General features: G+C 58.5%; 13 protein-coding genes and 3 pseudogenes. 9 read left to right on the top strand and 7 right to left on the bottom strand.

Annotation, left to right across the window (positions count from 1 at the left end; translation table 11 throughout):
- Positions 1 to 270 precede the first annotated feature (270 nt).
- The 3 genes and pseudogenes from DSC91_RS15935 to DSC91_RS15915 form a co-directional block, all read right to left on the bottom strand.
- On the bottom strand, positions 271 to 477 hold the full coding sequence (locus tag DSC91_RS15935) for a hypothetical protein (protein WP_115779613.1): 207 nt from the start codon (positions 475 to 477) through the stop codon (positions 271 to 273).
- Positions 478 to 649: 172 nt separating this feature from the next.
- A pseudogene (locus DSC91_RS15930) lies at positions 650 to 926 on the bottom strand (HU family DNA-binding protein).
- A gap of 2,530 nt (positions 927 to 3,456) precedes the next feature.
- Positions 3,457 to 5,544: a Na/Pi cotransporter family protein gene (locus DSC91_RS15915; protein ID WP_115779610.1), complete on the bottom strand. Its 2,088-nt coding sequence runs from the start codon at positions 5,542 to 5,544 to the stop codon at positions 3,457 to 3,459.
- A gap of 405 nt (positions 5,545 to 5,949) precedes the next feature.
- On the opposite strand from DSC91_RS15915, the gene DSC91_RS15910 reads away from it, so the two are divergent.
- The 3 genes and pseudogenes from DSC91_RS15910 to DSC91_RS15900 all read left to right on the top strand — a co-directional run.
- Positions 5,950 to 6,372 (top strand): NUDIX hydrolase, encoded by a 423-nt coding sequence (locus DSC91_RS15910; RefSeq protein WP_115779609.1) that lies wholly within the window; start codon positions 5,950 to 5,952, stop codon positions 6,370 to 6,372.
- The gene (locus tag DSC91_RS15905; protein ID WP_115779608.1) at positions 6,369 to 6,632 is read left to right on the top strand and encodes a hypothetical protein; all 264 of its coding nucleotides are present in this window, start codon (positions 6,369 to 6,371) and stop codon (positions 6,630 to 6,632) included. The genes DSC91_RS15910 and DSC91_RS15905 overlap by 4 nt, the downstream gene beginning before the upstream one ends.
- A 219-nt stretch (positions 6,633 to 6,851) precedes the next feature.
- Positions 6,852 to 7,043: pseudogene (locus DSC91_RS15900) on the top strand (transposase); the annotation flags it as partial.
- A gap of 315 nt (positions 7,044 to 7,358) precedes the next feature.
- On the opposite strand, the gene DSC91_RS15895 reads toward DSC91_RS15900, so the two are convergent.
- Both DSC91_RS15895 and DSC91_RS15890 read right to left on the bottom strand, forming a co-directional pair.
- Positions 7,359 to 8,345, bottom strand: coding sequence for a PDR/VanB family oxidoreductase (locus DSC91_RS15895; protein WP_208645722.1), 987 nt, complete (start codon positions 8,343 to 8,345; stop codon positions 7,359 to 7,361).
- Positions 8,342 to 9,379 (bottom strand): aromatic ring-hydroxylating dioxygenase subunit alpha, encoded by a 1,038-nt coding sequence (locus tag DSC91_RS15890; RefSeq protein ID WP_115779606.1) that lies wholly within the window; start codon positions 9,377 to 9,379, stop codon positions 8,342 to 8,344. Before DSC91_RS15890 ends, DSC91_RS15895 begins: the two co-directional genes overlap by 4 nt.
- An 80-nt stretch (positions 9,380 to 9,459) precedes the next feature.
- Here DSC91_RS15890 and DSC91_RS15885 point away from each other — a divergent pair, with 80 nt between their 5' ends.
- The 5 genes from DSC91_RS15885 (at position 9,460) to DSC91_RS37520 (ending at position 15,089) form a co-directional block, all read left to right on the top strand.
- Complete coding sequence (locus DSC91_RS15885; protein ID WP_115779605.1) at positions 9,460 to 10,383, top strand: LysR family transcriptional regulator; 924 nt, start codon at positions 9,460 to 9,462, stop codon at positions 10,381 to 10,383.
- Positions 10,384 to 10,646: 263 nt separating this feature from the next.
- Positions 10,647 to 11,744 (top strand): histidinol-phosphate transaminase, encoded by a 1,098-nt coding sequence (hisC, locus tag DSC91_RS15880; RefSeq protein ID WP_115779604.1) that lies wholly within the window; start codon positions 10,647 to 10,649, stop codon positions 11,742 to 11,744.
- Between the two features lie 351 nt (positions 11,745 to 12,095).
- The gene (locus tag DSC91_RS15875) at positions 12,096 to 13,223 is read left to right on the top strand and encodes a branched-chain amino acid ABC transporter substrate-binding protein (RefSeq protein ID WP_229758414.1); all 1,128 of its coding nucleotides are present in this window, start codon (positions 12,096 to 12,098) and stop codon (positions 13,221 to 13,223) included.
- 135 nt (positions 13,224 to 13,358) lie between these two features.
- Positions 13,359 to 14,459, top strand: a complete 1,101-nt coding sequence (locus tag DSC91_RS15870) for a porin (protein ID WP_115779602.1) — start codon at positions 13,359 to 13,361, stop codon at positions 14,457 to 14,459.
- A gap of 207 nt (positions 14,460 to 14,666) precedes the next feature.
- Positions 14,667 to 15,089 carry a P-loop NTPase family protein gene (locus DSC91_RS37520; RefSeq protein WP_162831411.1) on the top strand — a complete coding sequence of 141 codons (423 nt, stop codon included), beginning with the start codon at positions 14,667 to 14,669 and terminating at the stop codon, positions 15,087 to 15,089.
- Positions 15,090 to 15,177: 88 nt separating this feature from the next.
- Here the strand turns inward: DSC91_RS37520 and DSC91_RS15860 are convergent, their stop codons facing one another.
- Together DSC91_RS15860 and DSC91_RS15855 are read right to left on the bottom strand one after the other, a co-directional pair.
- Entirely contained in the window at positions 15,178 to 15,549 is a 372-nt protein-coding gene (locus tag DSC91_RS15860; protein WP_162831410.1) for a hypothetical protein, read from the bottom strand.
- A 159-nt stretch (positions 15,550 to 15,708) separates the two neighbouring features.
- Positions 15,709 to 16,506 carry a hypothetical protein gene (locus tag DSC91_RS15855; protein WP_115779599.1) on the bottom strand — a complete coding sequence of 266 codons (798 nt, stop codon included), beginning with the start codon at positions 16,504 to 16,506 and terminating at the stop codon, positions 15,709 to 15,711.
- Positions 16,507 to 16,718: 212 nt separating this feature from the next.
- Between DSC91_RS15855 and DSC91_RS15850 the strand changes: the two are divergent.
- Positions 16,719 to 17,983 (top strand): annotated as a pseudogene (locus DSC91_RS15850) (IS110 family RNA-guided transposase).
- Positions 17,984 to 18,395: the final 412 nt, after the last annotated feature.

Here is an 18,395-nt window from a genome sequence, read left to right as displayed (position 1 = left end):
CGTTCAGATTAGCGCAAGAAAAATCAGACGTTACTGCACCAAATCGTAATAATCAGCGCAATTTTCATAACCACGGAGCTTATGATAGGAATTTGCGCTTACCTTGCTCGTAGGCCTATACGAGCTGCAAATTTCCGCATCCAGTGTGATGGGATGAGCACGCGCTTGCCACGTTCGGGCACCGGCGGGCATTTCGAAGCTGGAGAGTCGAGGTATTTGATCCGCAGGCATCCCGGAATGACCGACGATCGCCCGCGAAGAGATCCAACTTCAGAAAAGCTGATTACCCAGCTCACGCAGGCTGACCCACTTCACAGTGCTCACGAAGGTCCGGCCAGTGGTATCGAGCGATTCGATCATCGCGCGTTGCCCGCGGGCTTCCGCAATGACGCGCACGATGCGCGTCCGGTAACGCAGTAATGCGCCGATCGTTGGGCACGAGATTTCGCGCCCGGTCCGCGATCGTTTCTTTTCCATGCGGATATCGATAGAGACATACAGCGAATCGCAGGGGCCGCAGTACGTCGCGACATCTCGCACTGATGCTACCAGGCCGGCTGGCTGGGGTCTAGGCCTTGCCCGATCACTCCGTGCTGTTGCTGCCGCCAGCATCTGTCGCGGCGATCCGGCCGACGGCTTGCGCCCGGTCTCAGGCGCCGTTCACCGCATCCTTGAACGCCTTGCCCGCCGTGAATTTGACGGTCTTCGCTGCGGGGATCTGGATTTCGGCACCGGTCGCCGGATTGCGGCCGACCCGCGCGGCGCGCGCGCTCGTGGAAAGCGACCCAAAGCCGATCAACTGCACAGTCTCACCTTTTTACGGCGGCCGTGACTGCGTCAATAAACGCATCGATCGCCTCGCCGGTTGCCGCCTTGCTGCCGCCCGTCTTCGCGGCGACCGCATCCGCCAGTTCCTGCTTGTTCATTGCTTTTCCTTTCTGTGGTTGTGAATGTCGCCACCCCACCCGATCTGCACGCCTTTGCGCAATTGGCCGGCGGTCGGACCGATCCGCGATCACAGGCGTTGCGAGCATGTCCCAGGCGTGGATGGTGACGCCGCCGTGAACCCGCGCCTGGGATCGCATCCTTGTGTTGTCGATCGCCCGTGTCAGCGGCATGGATTTGATAACCAGGCGGACGCAGGTCGCTCCCGCGACGCGCCAACTGGGAAATGCGGTCGCTCCCGGCAAGCCCGGGCCCACCCTCGGGTACCTCGGATGATCGCCCGTTGCCGCCCCTGTTGCGTCTACGCACTGCGGGCTGTCCGACGTCCGGGCCGCATCGCAGTGATCCGGTTGCGCGCGCGCCGGTCCTCCGCCGGTGTCCGGCGTGGTCACGCTAGGTGCCATCCGGCGACATAATCGTGTTCCTACAAGGACCAGTGTCCGCAAATGAAGGGGTAGATAGCCCCAATTATGTGGAATTGGACGATTTTTTCGTTGGGAACCAAAACTTGCGAGCTTCGGCCTGCCCTGCGACGATAGGTTTGGAGTTCCTCATATCGCCCAGAAAGCCAAGTCGACCGGCAAATTTCGACCCAACTGAGCCGTTGACCGATTGCGGTCGAGGGACACGTCCAGGCTCGGAAAGAGACATTGGTTTAGAGACGGACGAACCTACCTTGAATCTGACGGCCAGTTCGCGCAGTCCTTGCCCGACCGCGCCATATCGCCTGGAGTTACCTTTGGTCGCCATGTGACCTTTGCTTTCAGGCTTGGAGCGATTCCCTACGCCGCACCAGCCAGCTACCCGATTCGATAGTCTTTCCAACCCGGGCGGCTATGTCTCGTAGTTCAAATCGCATGTGCCACGGCCACCATACTCGATCGAATTATTCTCGGGATCGTCGCTCCCCAGCTTCCCGATTCTCAGCCACGGCTCGGCGAACGGCTTCCAGAAGGTCGGGGCGAGCCTCGGGGTCGGGGACTTCGATCAGCTTGCGCGGAGCCCTGGCTTGGGGCTTAAGCGTCACACCGTAAAGTTTTTGCGGCGCAGTCATGGTTCGTCTCCGGCTTCGGTGACAGCTAATTCGGACGGCAGGCTCGATCCTGCTTCTGGTTTCCGAAAATCAGGCTTTCGGGACTTTACTGAGTAGGGAACTGTGGACTCCGTGCGTCGTGCGTCTCCAGGCTTCGTCGGCGCGTTGCTGGGCCGATTTCACGGTATCTGCGACCCCTTGCTTGCCCTTCGGACCTAGCGAAAACGCCGAAGTCAGACCGGAAAATGTCCGGCGGACGGTCTTGGTGACCATGGCGCGCTCCGCGTTTGTGTCGGAATGGTAAGTCTAGGTCTTTACGTGCAACCCGCGATACTGTACGTTTACACAGTACTTTGGCGAGTCCACCATGGACGCGAGAGGATGCCTCGAACGAAACCGTGCCCGTACGGTCACGCCGCGCCAGGGGAGCCCGCGTCAATCCACTACGCCCTTAAGAGAGTGCTGATGCCGAACCGGCGAGCTTCCCCGATTCGGCATCAGCAACGAGAGCCGGGGCGCACTGGAATCGCTGGAGTGAGTCCAGGAGGAACAGGATGCGTTCGTCCGTCGGGAAGATTGAAATGACAGATGACCTGCGACGACAACTCCGCGAAGTTGAGCAAGCCCTGGTGGCGCTTGAAGGCGTGATTGCCGTGCGAAGGGAGTACATTTCGCTGCTTCAGCGTTTGGGATCTTGTGACAAGGAGCTAGCGTCCCTCGACGCGCTTATGACCGCCTGGTCACGTCTGCAGTCGCAGCGAGACTGCCTTGCCGCAGCTATCGCGAGCGGGGCCCGGTGACTGGCGTCGGGAGTGTCCAGGTCGCATGTCGATTAATATCGATTGTGGTTGGGCACGAGGTGATGGCATACGAGCCCCGGCGTGCTCGACCGTCGAGACATGCAGATCAGTAGCCTTGCACGGTGTTGAAGGAGCAAACGGATCCCGCGAGTGTTAGCGTGACGCGCGCGGCGGCAAAATAAACGCGCTCCGGCATACCGGGTAGCGCCACTTGATCGACAACATCCTTAGTCCGGACAGGCGATCTACCGACGTTTGTGACAGAGTTCGCGCCCCGCGTAGACGGCAGAAAACAGGCCAACGATGACGGCCGCTACGGCCAACGATTCATCCTGTCGTCCGGAGGAGGCCGACGACGTCGCATAAAACCAGAGGCCTATTCCGATTGCCGTCATGAACACGCCAAAGACAAGTCCCCACACCGGTCCCGCCGTATCGGGGCTTCCTAATCTGTGAGACATTTTCATCGCTATACTCCCCGCCCCGCACCGACATTTTTCCTGACTGCCGCAGCCTGCGAGTTCCGCATTGGCACAGTTTGAAGGTAGCGTACGTAGCCAAAAAGACGCCATCAACAAACTAAATTATCATCAAGATTATTTAGAGTCTTGCGATCAAACGGACAGGCACCAATGAACGAGAGGGCAACTGCCGTACGTGAGCGCGTCAATGGTTCGATCATCGATTTTTGAATACGAAAACAATAACCAGGACGGCGATAAGTACCGCAAGCCATTTCAGGCTGACGACGAGCGTGCTCAACCTCTCGACAAGTGCGTTCATCGAGGTTGCGTCACCAGCGTTTGTTTGGTGTTGACCCTCGCGTGAACTGTCGCGTTGACCAGGCACGTCGAAGCTGACTTTTCCGAAGTCGAGCGCGAGATGAACGACATATCCGCTCGCAATTTCCGGCGATTCCATTTCGCTGCCTTCCATTCCCGGTCTGAGAAACAGGTACGACTCCCCCGGAAAATCAGCAAACACCTGCCTCGACACATAAACGTTCTTCAGACACAAACCGACCTTGACCGAGGCAAGGCGGCCAGCCTCAACCCCCTGTATCAGCGCCTTCATGCTGCTTTCCGGCACGTGGCAAGACGCCCACCACTGATCAGGTTCCTGCATCTCCAGGTCCGTCGGGTTGTAGCCGAGCCTTGCGGTGCCCAGTGGGATATCCGAGAACGTCGTACCGAGCACGTCCTGCCATTCACGCAGGCCCTGCCGGTCTGCCGGACGGATTTCCCTGCCCGCGAATGAGATCTGGACCTTGCGGGTGCTATTCCCGTGTTCGCCAATAACTGACAGGCAAGCGTCATCAAAGAAAGCTGTTCCACGGACGCAGGTAGTAAGGGTGGATTGCGCTTCTCCGTCAGCAGGTTCCAGTTGTTGAACGACCTGGAGATCCTGCAAGGTGAGCCAGAGGGAGCTTGCGGGGTAATACGTCTTTGCGTTGCCATCAGAACTGCCGTGTTCTAGCGAGTGGCCGCTGCCCGGCTTCACATCGATTCGCCCGTTCTCCTCACGATAGACCACGTTGACTTTCTTATCGAGGTGCGGATACATCGCTGCCTCGATCTTCCCGGCACCGGGAGACGTCCGGTAAGTCCTGGCTGCGCCATTCAGGCTGTCCAGAATATCGTCATGCGGGCGTACCTCAGCAATGAGCTTGCGCCCACGATCTGACGGTGATGCATGAATGCCCGATAGCATTTCGCCGAAGCGATCGACGAACCGAAGTGCCCTGGGTGCGGTCCCCGACGCTCCGGTTGGAATCCGGCTAGAGGTGGAATCGAGGCACGGCGACTGCTGCGGATCGGCGACTTCTACGGGCGAAGGCAGCAATCGGCTCAACAGGCTCGCATAGAGCGGAAGCATCGGCAGGAATACGCAGGCGAGAGCCACGTTGAAGAGCGTGTGAAAATCCGCAACCACTCGTGCATTGTCCGGTTCCATGGTGACCATGAAGTGGCCGATCGGTCCGAGTGCTGTAAGCGCCAACACAACGCCGGTGACCCGTGTGAGCAGGTTTCCGACCGGCAGTCGCTTCAATATGGGATCGTATGGTGCCGTCCGTGCCAGTACGGGGTTGATCGCGGTGCCGAGGTTCGCGCCCATCACCAGCGCAAAGGCCGTATTGGGCGGGACGACGTTCCGCGCGCAAAGCGAGGTGACAAGCAGGACCGCCGCGACGTTCGAATCTGCTGCCCATGTCAAACCCGCAGCCAGCAAAACATCGACGACCGGTACGGTGGACGCAGCGCCTAGCAGCATGCGAAGGCTTGGTGCATCCTCGTATTCGGTCATCAGATCAAGCAGATGGTGCAGCGCGAGCAGCATCAGGCCCAGACCAATGAACATGCGTCCCAGGTCGTGTGCACGTGTGTTCGATACTTTGCGGAACATCAGCGCGCCGACAAGGATCAGGGCCGGCGAAACGGCTTCCGCGAGGTCGAGTGACAGTAACTGCACGATCAACGTTGCGCCGACGTTTGCCCCCAGCATCACGGCAAGCGCGGGTACAAGTCCGACGAGCCCCTCCGCAGCGAAGCCCTCGACCATGAGTCCGGTCGTCGCGGTGCTCTGCAATGCCGCCGTCGCGCCTATTCCGGCGAGGAAGGCCCGGAAGGGTCCACCCAGCGACCTGGCGAGGAGTGACCGAAGACCTGCGCCGAATGCCCGATGCATGCCGGTTTGGACCATCTGGGTGCCCAGCAGCAGCAAGGCAACGGTGCCAGCAAGATCGATCAGCGTGAACGTCGTTATCATGATTCGGACTCCTGGCGTCCAACCGTTCGCCCACGAGACTTCGGCCCTTCCCCCTTGGTCGGCTGAGCGTCACAGTAAATCGACGCTCGTGGCTCGAACCCGGTTTGAGCATGACCGGCACTCGCCTACCCTGTACGCGGCCCCATGGAGAGTTGTATCAGTAAAAGTTGCCCGACCGCGAGGTGAGCCAGTTTAGCGCGATACCGTGCCGACTGTTAGAGTGGAAAACAACAGTTAATCCCGGATTACCGCGCCAGATACAGCGATGCCTGCTGGTACGCCGCCTAAAAGATTCGGGTGCGGCATTTTCGACAGGATTTACAATGCCGGGAAAAAGTCGCCGGCGCTGCTTGCATTGCCGCAGGTTTCGGCTGATGGTCAAGAGATCAGGTGGGCAGGGAAAGAATGAAAGACAGAGCGACCGTGGTATGCGTGCGGGAAAACCGGATTCTGCTGGTTGCCAGAGAACGATCAAGATGGGCGTTACCTGGTGGGAGAATCTGTCGGGATGAAACGCCCCATGAAGCCGCGCTACGCGAACTGTCGGAAGAAACGACGCTTGTGGCTAATGAGTTGACATACCTCTTTCAATTCACCGGTTTCAACACCTTGCATCACGTCTTTTTCACCGACGTTGCGCATCATGCACGCGTACAGCCCAGCAACGAGATCGCGAAGTGCAGGTGGTTCGCCCCGGTCAAGATAGCGACGCTTTCCGCCAGCATTCCTACTCGTGGAATCGTAGAGCTTTTCTACCGGTATATCCGCACTCTGGAACCGGACGACGTCCAGCGGATGTCGCGGCAGGCGGAACGGGTGAGCCTATGAACCGCACTTATCACTATCACGGATTCGATGTCGAGGTGGCCGTAGAGACTGACTTCAGCTGGCAGGCCGGACGCAGTGCGTTATCCAGCGCGGGCTATGTCGCGGTCGTGAGAATCTGCAAGGCCGGTGCCGCTCTTGCCGTTTTCTCCCCGTTGCGTTTTGGTGAATCTCAAGGCAAGCCATTTTTCAGCGAAGCTGATGCGCTCATGGGTGGCTATAGCGCGGGACGACGTATCGTCGATGATTTGTTCAGTTCATGACACGCGTCCACGCCGTCCCGCAAACATAGCCTTTCATCTAAGGATGATTCAACGACGAGTGACTGCTGTGGGGCCGATGCCCCGTCATTTGTCGGTGCTCCGCGATTGTCTCTTGTTGGCCGAGGGCGTGTGAAAATGCATTGATCGCCTAAACTGAATCAACGCATTCAGACAGGGTGACTCACGAAGCGATTCGTTGAAGGCGATGACCGCAAGCAGGTGGCACTACTTCCCGAATGCATCGATGACTACATTGGACAGGACAATCCGGTCAGGGTCATAGATGCCTTTGTCGACGAACTGGACCTTGCGGAACTTGGCTTCAACGGTACCGCGCTGGTACTGACGGGCCGCCCGTCCTATCATCCAGGCGTGATGCTCAGGATCTATATGTACGGGTACCTTCCTCGACGACGGAGATACGGTGCTCATCAGCGGCTGGGGTGCTAGAAGCCGGATGCCGTTCGCATCGGCTTCGGCGAGTGCCGCGGCGCGATCCTCCCGGCTCGGCCCACAATGTGACGCGCCATCCTGGGCAGCTCTCGCGAAGTCCCTGTTCATCTAGCGGACAGTGAGCATTCGGGGCAAACGACTCGATGGGCAATCGCCGCATCTCTCGCGCATGCGCGGCTTGCGCCGCACGGCGCCTTCGCAATCGAACTACTCTTGGCGTGCAGCGATCGTTTCCGTGCTTCCAGTGCGGCGCCTGCCTGGCAAATCATCTGGCTAGACGCCGAGTATCAGCGTGTCGCTCCGGGCACGCGAAACGCAGATCATCACCGACGACTGCGCACGGCGCTCTACTTCCGACAACACGTAGTCACGATGATCGGCCTCACCGCCGAACAGCGGAGTTTCACACGTACGGCAAAGGCCCTCGCGGCATGCGAACGGCACGCTAATGTCTCGTTGCTCGAGCGTCTCGAGGATGCTCGTGCCAGGCTCGACGCGAAGCCGCTCTCCTGTCGATCGCAGCACGATGTCGAATGCAACCTCGTGGGAGGCGGGCTGAACATTCGAAAGCCCCTTTGTGGAGAACCATTCGAAATGAACGGATTCCGGGGAGCGGCCTGTCCACACCTCCTCTACCGCGTGCATCAGACCACCCGGGCCGCAGCAGTACACGTGTTCCGACGCTACTCCATCAGCGAGCTCGCGAGCGAGGTCCGGAAGCAGGCTGCCTGACTCGTCGTCGAAATGAAACCGCACCGCGGCGCCGAATCCCGCCAAGGTCTCGTAGAACGCAGTGCGTGTCCGGCTACGTGTGCAGTACAGCAATGACCAGCTCTTTTCGTGCGACTGGCACCATCGGATCATGGACAGGATCGGCGTAATGCCTATCCCGCCTGCAATGAACCGGTAATGTCCGGCGTCCCCGACCAACGGAAAATTGTTCCGCGGTGAACGCACCCGCAATGTGGAGCCGACCCGCACGTGCTCATGCATGGCAAGCGATCCGCCGCGACTGTTCGATGCGCGTCCGACCGCAATGACATACCGATTCGTTTCCGCGGAATCGTTGCACAGCGAATAGTGGCGAATCAGGCTACTCGGGGCGCTATCGTATTCAGGCAACGTGATTTCCAGGTGAGCCCCCGGAGCGAACTCCGGCAGTGGCTTGCCACTCGGATCTCGCAACTCGAACGAAGCGACATCGAGCGCCTCTGCGCGATAGCCGGTTACGACGAGCGTCATCGATTCGTTTGCCTTCATGATGGCTGCTCCTCGCGGATCAGCTTATCGACGACCCAGCGAAATTGAGAGAGCGCGGCATCGATGCCGAGCGGCACCATCTTGAACGACGGATCCAGCTCGATATTCTGCTGTTGAGACGTGATCATCTGGCGATCTTCCTCGAACGCGTGCACGATGCCCGCGTGGATTTCCTTCGTGACCTCCGGGCGATCGATCAGGAAATTGTGCGGGTGTGCGAAGAAGTAGTGCGTCGACGTCTCCGTTTCCGGCGTCAACGCCTGGCAACCACGAAACGCGAGAGCACTCTCCCGGTGCTCGACATTTCCTCCCGTACCGGCGGGCATCATTCCGGAATCCATTAGCAGAACCCCCGGCGCAAGAAAGTCGTAATACATCCAGCGATCCACCAGCGCGCCTTCCGGGTAGTTCGCATACTTTGCCGAATACGCCGGCGGTTGCGTACCTTTCACCCATTTCGTCAGGCGGACGCCTCGTTCACCGCGCTCGACTTTCGGCAATACGGATGCATAGTCGGTCGAACCTCCCACTGTCGTGGGGTGCAGGAACGGCAAATGGGAAAAATCGAGCAGGTTGTCTGCGATCAGCAGATAGTTGACGTCGTAGTGAAGATAGCCATCTTGCGAACGCCATTCCGGATGGTCGAGCCAACGAGTATCGGGAATCAGCGACTCATCTGCACGGTCCGGGTTGCCCATCCAGATCCAGATCCATCGATGCGATTCGACGATCGGGAAGCTTCTCACTTTCGCCTGAGGCGGCAGCCTGTCCTGTGCCGGCGCGCTGATGCATTGCCCGGTCCGATCGAACACCAGACCGTGATACATGCATCGGACGCAGTCTCCGCCGTTCTCCTTGCGTCCCATGGACAGCTTCGCTCCGCGATGGCAGCAGCGGTCCTCCAGCGCGATGACCTTTCCAGCCGCGTCTCGCCAGAACACGAGCGGTACGTTGATGATGGTTCTGCTGAGGAATCCTTCATCACCGACATCGTTATCCCATCCCGCGACATACCAGCAATTCCGCACGAACACGTTTCGTCTCCCTTGTTGACCTTGACAACATTGGACAGCACGCCCGAACATTCAACAAGATCATTCTGCGAATAGCTCATATGAACAAAATTCATTTTCCATCGATGGACATGAACCTGCTGCGGGTGTTTCATTCTGTCTACATCGAGAAAAACGTCAGCAACGCCGCCGAGCAGCTCGGGCTGACGCAGTCGGCCGTCAGCCATGGCCTGCGCAAGCTCCGAGAACTCTTCGACGACGAACTGTTCGTGCGTTCTGGTACCGGCATGGTGGCCACCATTCGTGCCCAGCAGTTATTCGAGCCCGTGCATCGAATCATGGAAACGTTAACCGAGCAGGTCCTCGCCATATCGACGTTCGATGCCGGAGCCGCACAACGCGAGTTTTCGCTGGCGATGGGAGACATGGCCGAGGTCGTGTTTCTTCCCCCGCTGATACGCCATTTACGGACACATGCGCCGAACTGCACGTTGCGCGTCCAGAGGATGCACAACGACGCAATGCTGGATGCACTGGAACGCGGAGAGGCCGAGCTCGCCCTCGGCAACCTGCCGGAGGCACACGGTCACTTCTACAGCCAGACCATGTTCCAGCACGGCTATGTCGTGCTGGCATCGACTCAGCACCCGCGTATCAAATCGCGCTTGACGTGGAAAGACTATGCGCGCGAAAAACACATTGTCGTAAGGTCCGGCCTGGACTTCAATCTTCAGGAAAAAGCGCTCGCGCCGCGCGGGATCAAAAGAAGCGTCTTTCTGACCGTCAGTGGATTTCTCTCCGTCCCCTGGCTCATCCGAGGTACGGAGTATCTCGCGACCGTTCCTACGCGCCTGAGCGAGGGAATCACCCAAGCCGCCGAGGTCAAGCAGCTTGACCTTCCCGAATCGATCGAGCCTTACGGACTTCAGTCCGTCTGGCACCCGAGATGGCACAAGGATCCCGGGCATCGCTGGCTGCGCGAGACGCTGTTTAATCTGATGAACCGCTATCCCGAGATGCCCTGACCGCGCCTTCGTGCTCGCGGCTGAATTGCAGCGACACGGTGATTTCGAGTCACGCCACAACATTCCCGCTTAGTTTCATCGCGCTGCGCGACGCTTGCGGCCAACCGAAGAATGAAGGACGTTCATGATGTATATGAGCGGTGCCGCATTGCCAAGCAGATTTTGTATGGATCAAATGCGCCCATTCGTTTGAGCAGGTCTGTAGCTCTACTTGTGCTACTTCGGAATGGTATTGCTGAAACTTCGCATCGGATGAGGAAAGTATGGTCGACGTTGTATCGCAGGTACTCAAGGCGCACCCGTATCAGGCCGGCAAGCCGATTGACGAACTGGCTCGGGAGTTCGGAATCGATCCATCGAAGATTGTGAAGTTGGCCTCCAATGAAAACCCTTTGGGCATGTCACCCAAGGCCCGGCGCAATGCATTGAGGGCGGTGCAGACGTCTGCGCTCTACCCTGACCCGAACGGATTCGATTTAAAGGCTTCGCTCAGCCGGCAATTCGATGTTCCTCAAGCATGGATTACCCTCGGGGCCGGCTCGAATGACATACTTGAGCTAATTGCGAGCGCATTCTTGACGATGGGTAGGTCGGCCGTGTTTGCGCAGTACGCGTTCTCGGTCTACGCGCAAGCGACGCTGCGCACAGGCGCCGACGGCATTGTCGTGAATGCAAGAGACTTCTCGCATGATCTCGATGCGATGAACCGAGCGACCCGCGGCGATACTAAAGTCATCTTCGTGGCAAATCCGAACAATCCCACCGGAACGTATCTTGCACCAGACAAGCTCGAAACGTTCATCGCCTGCATGCGTAGCGATATCGTTGTCGTTCTCGATGAGGCGTACAACGAATATCTCGCCCCCGAGTTTCAGTACGACAGCATCGCGTGGGTAAAACGATATCCGAACCTCATCGTGACACGCACGTTTTCAAAGGCCTACGGCTTGGCCGGGCTACGTGTTGGTTACTCGATCAGTTCCTCGGAAGTGGCTGGTTTCTTGAATCGCATCCGTCCCGCGTTCAATGTAAGTAGTGTGGCGCAAGCTGCGGCAATCGGAGCGCTTGAAGATCAGGATTTTCGAGAGCAAACATTTCGACTCAACAAGCATGGGCTGGAGCAGCTCGCTACAGGGCTTAGAAAGCTCGCCATTCCCTGCCTGGAGTCGTATGGCAATTTCGTTCTCGCCCGATTTGGTGCCAATACCTCGCGCGTAAACGCCTACCTGCTGCGCCACGGAATCATCGTGAGGTCGGTCGACAATTATGGGCTTGGCGACTGGTTGCGCATCTCGGTGGGGTTGCCAGATCAGAACGAGTTGTTTCTTCGCACACTTGAGCGCGCGCTCATCGGAGCCTAATCAGTAATCTCCGAAGCAGCGCTAGCGGTAGTACACGGTCCTGCAATCATCCGACACCCGAAGATAGAAGTCCTCCATCAGCCGCGCCGGCAACCTTCGTACTTGTAGTGCGTCGGCCGCTCGTTGCACATGTTCTTGAGGATCTAGGCTTCATCTAACGATAGACGAATGACGGATTGTTTCGGAACAATCCGGCGTCGCATGCTATCGCTTTTATTCAATGAATCAATTGTCTTTTTGGTAGCGGCAGTGGTAGTTGGGAAGTTCATGTGAAAGCCATAACGCGCGGCTCTCTTCACATATTAAAAATTAGAAGTACCAATTGGAGACTGTATGAAAAACATTCGCAACATGAAGGTGGAGATGATGGCGCTCGCCATTTTCTCTCTGCCATTAGGGAATGTAGCTTACGCGGACGAAGTGGTGCGGATTGGTCATGTCGCGCCGCTAACTGGAGGCATCGCGCATCTGGGTAAAGACAACGAGAATGGCGCGACCTTGGCAGTTGAGGAAATCAACGCAAAAGGTCTGGCGATCGGCGGGAAGAAGATCACGCTCGTACTCGATTCGCAGGATGACGCCGGCGATCCCAAGACTGCGACCCAAGTCGCACAAAAATTGGTCGATGAAAATGTCGTTGCGGTCGTTGGACACCTGAATTCGGGAACGACGATTCCCGCGTCGAAACTTTACAGCGATGCAGGAATCGTCCAGATTTCTCCGTCCGCGACCAATCCCATCTATACGTTGCAGGGCTTCAAAACGACATACCGATTGGTCGCAACGGACGGACAGCAGGCACCGGCGCTGGCTCACTACGTGGCAAAGAAACTGCACGTGAAGTCGGTTGCCATCGTTGACGATTCGACCGCGTACGGGCAGGGCTTAGCGGCGGAATTTGCAAAGCAGGCGACTGCACTTGGGATAAAGGTCCTATCCCACGACGCTACAAATGACCATGCTGTAGATTTCCGTGCGATCGCGACGAAGATCAAGGGAGAGAATCCCGACGCGATTATGTACGGCGGCATGGATGCCACTGGCGGCCCGTTCGCAAAGCAGGCACGGCAACTTGGCGTGCAAGCGAAGTTTCTCGCGGGCGACGGCGTGTGTTCGCCGACGTTGTCAAGCCTTGCGGGCGAAGCGACAGACAACGTGGTTTGCTCGGAAGCGGGGGCAGCGCTGGAGACGATGCCTGAGGGGGCCGCGTTCACGGCAAAGTACACGAAGCGATTCGGTCATCCGCCATTGGTCTATTCGCCTGAGACCTACGATGCCGTCTACATCATTGTCGATGCAATGAAACGTGCGAATTCCACGGATCCCAAAAAAATTCTGGACGCCATGCGCTCTACGGATTACCACGGCATCACCGGCGAGACCGTCTTTGACTCAAAGGGCGACCTGAAGCACGGTGTGATTTCTCTCTACCAATACATAACAGGAAAGAAGACATTGCTCGACTCGGTCAGCATGTAGTGTGATCCAGGATCGTGGCCGGCCTCGATTCATCTTACATGCACGAATCCAGTTGCGAGATAAGACCGCAGCCGAGCTAACGTTCGCGTGATCACAATGAAGTATAACGAATCGTCTACGAGAAATTTAACGGCAATGAAAACGACAGCATTTATTAGATTGCTCGCCGGCACCATGCTGGCTGGCACAGTGCCATATGTTCACGCACAAAGCTCCGTCGCGCTGTACGGAATCGTGGACACCAGTCTGCGCTACTTGACGAACGCGGACGCAAAAAACGACAGTCAACTGGCGATGGGCGTGGGCCCTGTTACCGGGAGCCGGTGGGGTCTCAAGGGAAGTGAAGATCTCGGCGGGGGGTTACAAACGATCTTCCGCCTCGAGAATGGATTCAACCTTTGGAACGGTCAGTTGGCGAGCACCAATACCCTTTTCAGTCGCCTCGCCTATGTCGGTCTTTCGAGCAACCGATATGGCGCGGTGACGGTCGGTCGCCAGAACACCCCGCTTTTCGATCAACTCGGCGATGTGTATGACCCGCTCACAGTTGGCAACTACGATCAGGATGGCTGGCTTCCTGGCGCTCTCGGCTATGGGTTGCGTTCGAACAATGCGATCAAATATAACGGGCAATTTGGCGGCCTGAACGTCGAGGGAATGTACAGCGTGGGAGGTGTACCAGGAAGTCTCGGCGCCAGCAGCATGTATGGTCTGACAGCGTCGTATGTGGTTAATGGCCTTTCGTTCGACGCGGGTTATCAGCAAAACAGCGACAGCGCCAACAACAAGTTCCGAGTGGTCAACGTGAGCGCAGTCTATTCGCTCGATTCGGTCAAGGCATACGCGGGCTGGTTGCACGCGCAGGACAACACCGGCATCGTGGATCTTTACATGGGCGCGACAGGCTCACCGGCGTCTACATGGACGCCGAAGACAAAGACAAATCGAATTGACGACGGGTTCTACGTCGGAACGACGTGGCAGGTAACGTCGCCGTTGCTCCTCACGGCCGCCGGCTACTACGACCACTCGCGAAATGCGCTCAATAGCGACGGCACAACTTTGGGGCGTGGGACTCGATACTCTGCTGCTCTGCTTGCAGAATACTCGCTTTCTAAACGGACGGAGGTGTACGGGACCGTTGACTACATCCGTGGGACGGGGGCGGCGACTGCAGACTTTCCTGGTCGCAACAACCAGACGGGCATTGCAGTGGGTCTTCGCAACATCTTTTGAAACTGCTGGTTTGGCTGACTCTCGATCTGGAATGCACCCCTGCTCACCGTGTGGGAATTGGTAGCGGGGTGCAGACATGATGCTGTGCTGGTACGCATGTCTGTTCCTCGCGATTCCTTTCGTGACCTGGCTCCTGTTTCGTAAATCTCATAGCCGAGACAGTCGGGGTGAGGCACGAACGGTGAAAAGCTGACCGGATTCCGAAACGTGCGCGGCGAAGCACAGCGTTGCGCAGGCTATCTCGCGGCAGCCCTCGACGATGGTCTGGCAACAGCAGCGATCGAAACCTTACCAGAACACGGCCGCACCGCCGCTTCCCGGAATTTGCGTGCCTTCAGGGCGGCCGCCTTCCACAATGCCAACCAGCTGCGGGCCGAGCGTGAAGCTGTCGAGCGTGGCTTTCGTAGCGCCGAAGGCGGAATCCATGTTCTGGGATCAACGACATCGCTCGAAGCGGAGATTAATACACTCACCGCTACTGTGATTTTCGCCGAAAATGAGCTTCTTAGCGAAGACGGTCGACCTTTCACGATCGCCGAATACAAGGATATGGCGGCACACGCAGGTCGGCTTGGCTTCAATGAGACAGGCAAGGCGATCATCCTTGCCGGCCCTAGCCGTAACCAGTAGGCCATCGGCATCGCGCAACCACTCGGCAGCGATCGCAAAGGCATCGTTCAAGCGGTCAGTTATCGCCATGCTTCTTTCCATTTCCGATTTAGTCGGCCGTGTGCCGGCGGCACTCGAACAGCAGCGCCTGCGCATACGCGGGACCTTCGCCGTGTTCTACCATCAGCCTGCCGACAGCGGCCGGATGGGATGTCCGGATTTCGCCGCCCCCGATCTGCTGGGCGGTGTAGCTTTGCTGCAGTCCGATCGCTGAAAACCCACCATGCACTATCTGTAGCGCAAGTTCAGCCGATTCGGCGAGCCTCACCAGCAGATCGGGATCGGCCGCGACGTAATCGGGCTGCCCTCCTTCCGTGACTGGTAGCGACGGCAGTTGCCGTAGCAGATCGCGCAGCGGGCGGCGGATCATCTCGCCTGGATTTGCGATCTCGGGTGACGTGGGAAGCGGGCTTGCATTCATGCGCAGTCTCTCTTGAACGACAAAAGCCGGAGCACAGTGCCCTAGCTTCGTGATGGTTGATCGGTACAGGAAAGAACGACGCGCGCGGCGTCGGAGGATTACGTCAACGAGAACGAATGAGCGGACTCATCGCCGGCGGAAGAGCCCATCGTGACACGTTTATTGTGTAGCGACTGGCTGCCCGGCTAGCCAGCTGTTGATGTCGCTGAGCACCTCTTTCTCGACACCGAGGAAGCCGTGCGGCGAATGCCCGCCGCATTTCTGCGAGGCGTCACCGTTGCCGTCCGTCGAATCGACCGAGACGAAATCGAAGTGGTTGTGCTCGGCCAGACGCTTGCCCGCATAGGCAGGAGACGATACACATTCGTCATGCTCGTTCGAGATGACCAGTACGCGATGCTTGGCGCCGTCCGCTTCGAGGTTGGAGATGGTAGCGCTGCCCTTGTGCGAGACGGTCACCGGGGACGTCAGCACAAACGCATCGGCCAGCGTCGGATCGCGGCCCAGCGCGTTGCCCACCGAAACCGTCTCGGCGCTCGTACCGACCAGCGCGATCTTTGAATTCGGGAAGCGTTGCCGCCACGTCGCCATGACGGCCTGCGTATCCGTGAACGACGCCTTGCTGCGACGGAATAGGTCATCGACGCCTTCGGTATGGTCGGACGGCGTATCGACCAAGACAACCGCATCGCCCCAATCGATCCAGTGATGCGCCGGGCGAATCAGAAAGTTGCCCTTGAGCGTGGTCGCCCCGCTCGCGTCGAGATGTAAGTTGCCCGGCGTACCGCCGAACAGGACTATTACCCATGGCGGGCTCGGCGACGGCGACTCGATAAAGATGCTTTGCGTCACGCCGTCCCGTGTCGGAAACGTCACGAGGTCGCCATGATCGAGCGGGTTGGCGTGGGCGTTCGCGGCGACGAGCAAGGCGGTGACTGCGTAACAGAAGCGTTTCATGCGGATTCCCCGTAAAGTGGTCTAGTCAGCGGGCAGCCCCCGTTACTATCTTCACTCCTCGATAATTGAGGATTTGGCCAGCCAGGCCCGGCATGATTCCCGCCCCCAGTCGCAGTCATGATCCGGGGGGTGTTGTCACCGGGTCTGGTGGGTGGCTGGTGATCGCTAATAGGGGCTCGGCCGGGCACATCTTGAGGCCGTCCGTAACGTGGATGCCGAGACTTGCCACCGATGTTGCAGGCCAACCAGCTCAATCTGCACAAACACTTCGATGCAAGAAAACCAACAACATGACTCCGTCGATGTCTTCGTCGGCGTTGACGTAGGTAAAGGCCATCATCACGCCGTCGCTCTCGATCGGACCGGAAAGCGCCTGTACAACAAAGCGCTTCCAAACGATGAAACCAAACTGCGCGCCCTAATCACCGAACTCAAGGAGCACGGCCAACTTCTATTCGTCGTCGACCAGCCCGCCACCATCGGCGCGCTGCCGCTGGCAGTCGCTCGGGACGAAGGCGTTCTGGTCGCCTATCTGCCAGGTCTGGCCATGCGCCGCATCGCCGATCTGCATGCGGGCGAAGCCAAGACCGACGCCCGCGATGCCGCCATCATTGCAGAGGCCGCCCGCTCGATGCCGCACACGCTGCGCTCGCTTCGACTTGCTGACGAGCCGCTTGCCGAACTCACCATGTTGTGCGGTTTCGACGACGATCTCGCCGCGCAGATCACGCAGACCAGCAACCGCATTCGCGGCCTGCTTACCCAGATCCATCCCGCACTGGAACGGGTTCTGGGGCCGCGCCTCGACCATCCGGCCGTGCTCGATCTGCTTGAGCGGTACCCGTCGCCCGCCGAGCTTGCCGCGACCAGCGAAAAAGCACTCGCCAACCGCCTCACCAAACTTGCACCTCGCATGGGCAAAAGCCTTGCTGCCGAAATCGTTCAGGCGCTCAGCGAACAGGCTGTGGTCGTACCCGGTACGCAGGCAGCAACCATCGTCATGCCGCGTCTGGCCCAGCAGCTCGCGTCTTTGCGCAAACAACGCGACGAGGTTGCCAGCGAAGTTGAACGCCTGGTGCACGCACACCCTCTTTGGCCGGTCCTGACCAGCATGCCGGGAGTCGGCGTCAGGACCGCCGCCAGACTCCTCACGGAAGTCGCCCACAAAGCCTTCGCTTCAGCTGCGCATCTCGCAGCCTACGCCGGCCTCGCCCCGGTCACCCGACGCTCAGGCTCGTCTATCCGTGGCGAACACCCCTCCAGACGCGGCAACAAGGTGCTCAAGAGAGCGCTCTTCCTCTCCGCCTTTGCTGCCCTGCGAGACCCGACTTCGAGGGACTATTACGCCCGCAAGGTCCAGCAGGGCAAGCGCCACAATCAGGCGCTCATCGCTCTTGCCAGACGGCGCTGCGACGTGCTGTTCGCGATGCTGCGCGACGGAACCTTCTACCACCCGAAATCAGCCCCTAATGCTTGACGAAACACATAGGGGCACCCCCCGCCGCGGGAACAGACCATTCGCCTGGGTACAACAATCGCAGCCACAATTCTCTGCGGACAGAAAAGTTGCAAATCAACTACCGTAATTTTCGGCGCAGGGTTCACGAAGCCAAGACACCACGCGGTTCTTCCTCGTTGTCTGGAGGGAATACGAAGGTGCCTGTTAATATGCGAGGTGACGCAGCGACTAATTAATGTCCGCTCGTGACACTCATTCCGGCTACACCGACCTCACGACAGGCAAGAATGTGTTTGTCGCGACAACCTTGGCCAAGGACGGCGCATACGACGATCAATTGCTCCTGTTCGAAAGGGCTGATGCGTGGCACCCGTATCAATCCGACCGTCGCGACCGCCGATGCGCTGCACTCCGCAGTTTCCGTCGCAGC

Origin of the sequence: Paraburkholderia caffeinilytica (assembly GCF_003368325.1) — a bacterium.
In the GTDB taxonomy this organism is placed as follows: Bacteria; Pseudomonadota; Gammaproteobacteria; order Burkholderiales; family Burkholderiaceae; genus Paraburkholderia; species Paraburkholderia caffeinilytica.
This window is presented reverse-complemented; position numbering and strand designations above follow the sequence as displayed.

Coding starts and splice junctions, on each gene's coding strand:
- DSC91_RS15935 (WP_115779613.1), bottom strand. CDS start 477: ATGGAAAAGAAACGATCGCGGACCGGGCGCGAAATCTCGTGCCCAACG.
- DSC91_RS15915 (WP_115779610.1), bottom strand. CDS start 5,544: ATGATAACGACGTTCACGCTGATCGATCTTGCTGGCACCGTTGCCTTG.
- DSC91_RS15910 (WP_115779609.1), top strand. CDS start 5,950: ATGAAAGACAGAGCGACCGTGGTATGCGTGCGGGAAAACCGGATTCTG.
- DSC91_RS15905 (WP_115779608.1), top strand. CDS start 6,369: ATGAACCGCACTTATCACTATCACGGATTCGATGTCGAGGTGGCCGTA.
- DSC91_RS15895 (WP_208645722.1), bottom strand. CDS start 8,345: ATGAAGGCAAACGAATCGATGACGCTCGTCGTAACCGGCTATCGCGCA.
- DSC91_RS15885 (WP_115779605.1), top strand. CDS start 9,460: ATGAACAAAATTCATTTTCCATCGATGGACATGAACCTGCTGCGGGTG.
- hisC (WP_115779604.1), top strand. CDS start 10,647: ATGGTCGACGTTGTATCGCAGGTACTCAAGGCGCACCCGTATCAGGCC.
- DSC91_RS15875 (WP_229758414.1), top strand. CDS start 12,096: ATGAAGGTGGAGATGATGGCGCTCGCCATTTTCTCTCTGCCATTAGGG.
- DSC91_RS15870 (WP_115779602.1), top strand. CDS start 13,359: ATGAAAACGACAGCATTTATTAGATTGCTCGCCGGCACCATGCTGGCT.
- DSC91_RS15860 (WP_162831410.1), bottom strand. CDS start 15,549: ATGAATGCAAGCCCGCTTCCCACGTCACCCGAGATCGCAAATCCAGGC.
- DSC91_RS15855 (WP_115779599.1), bottom strand. CDS start 16,506: ATGAAACGCTTCTGTTACGCAGTCACCGCCTTGCTCGTCGCCGCGAAC.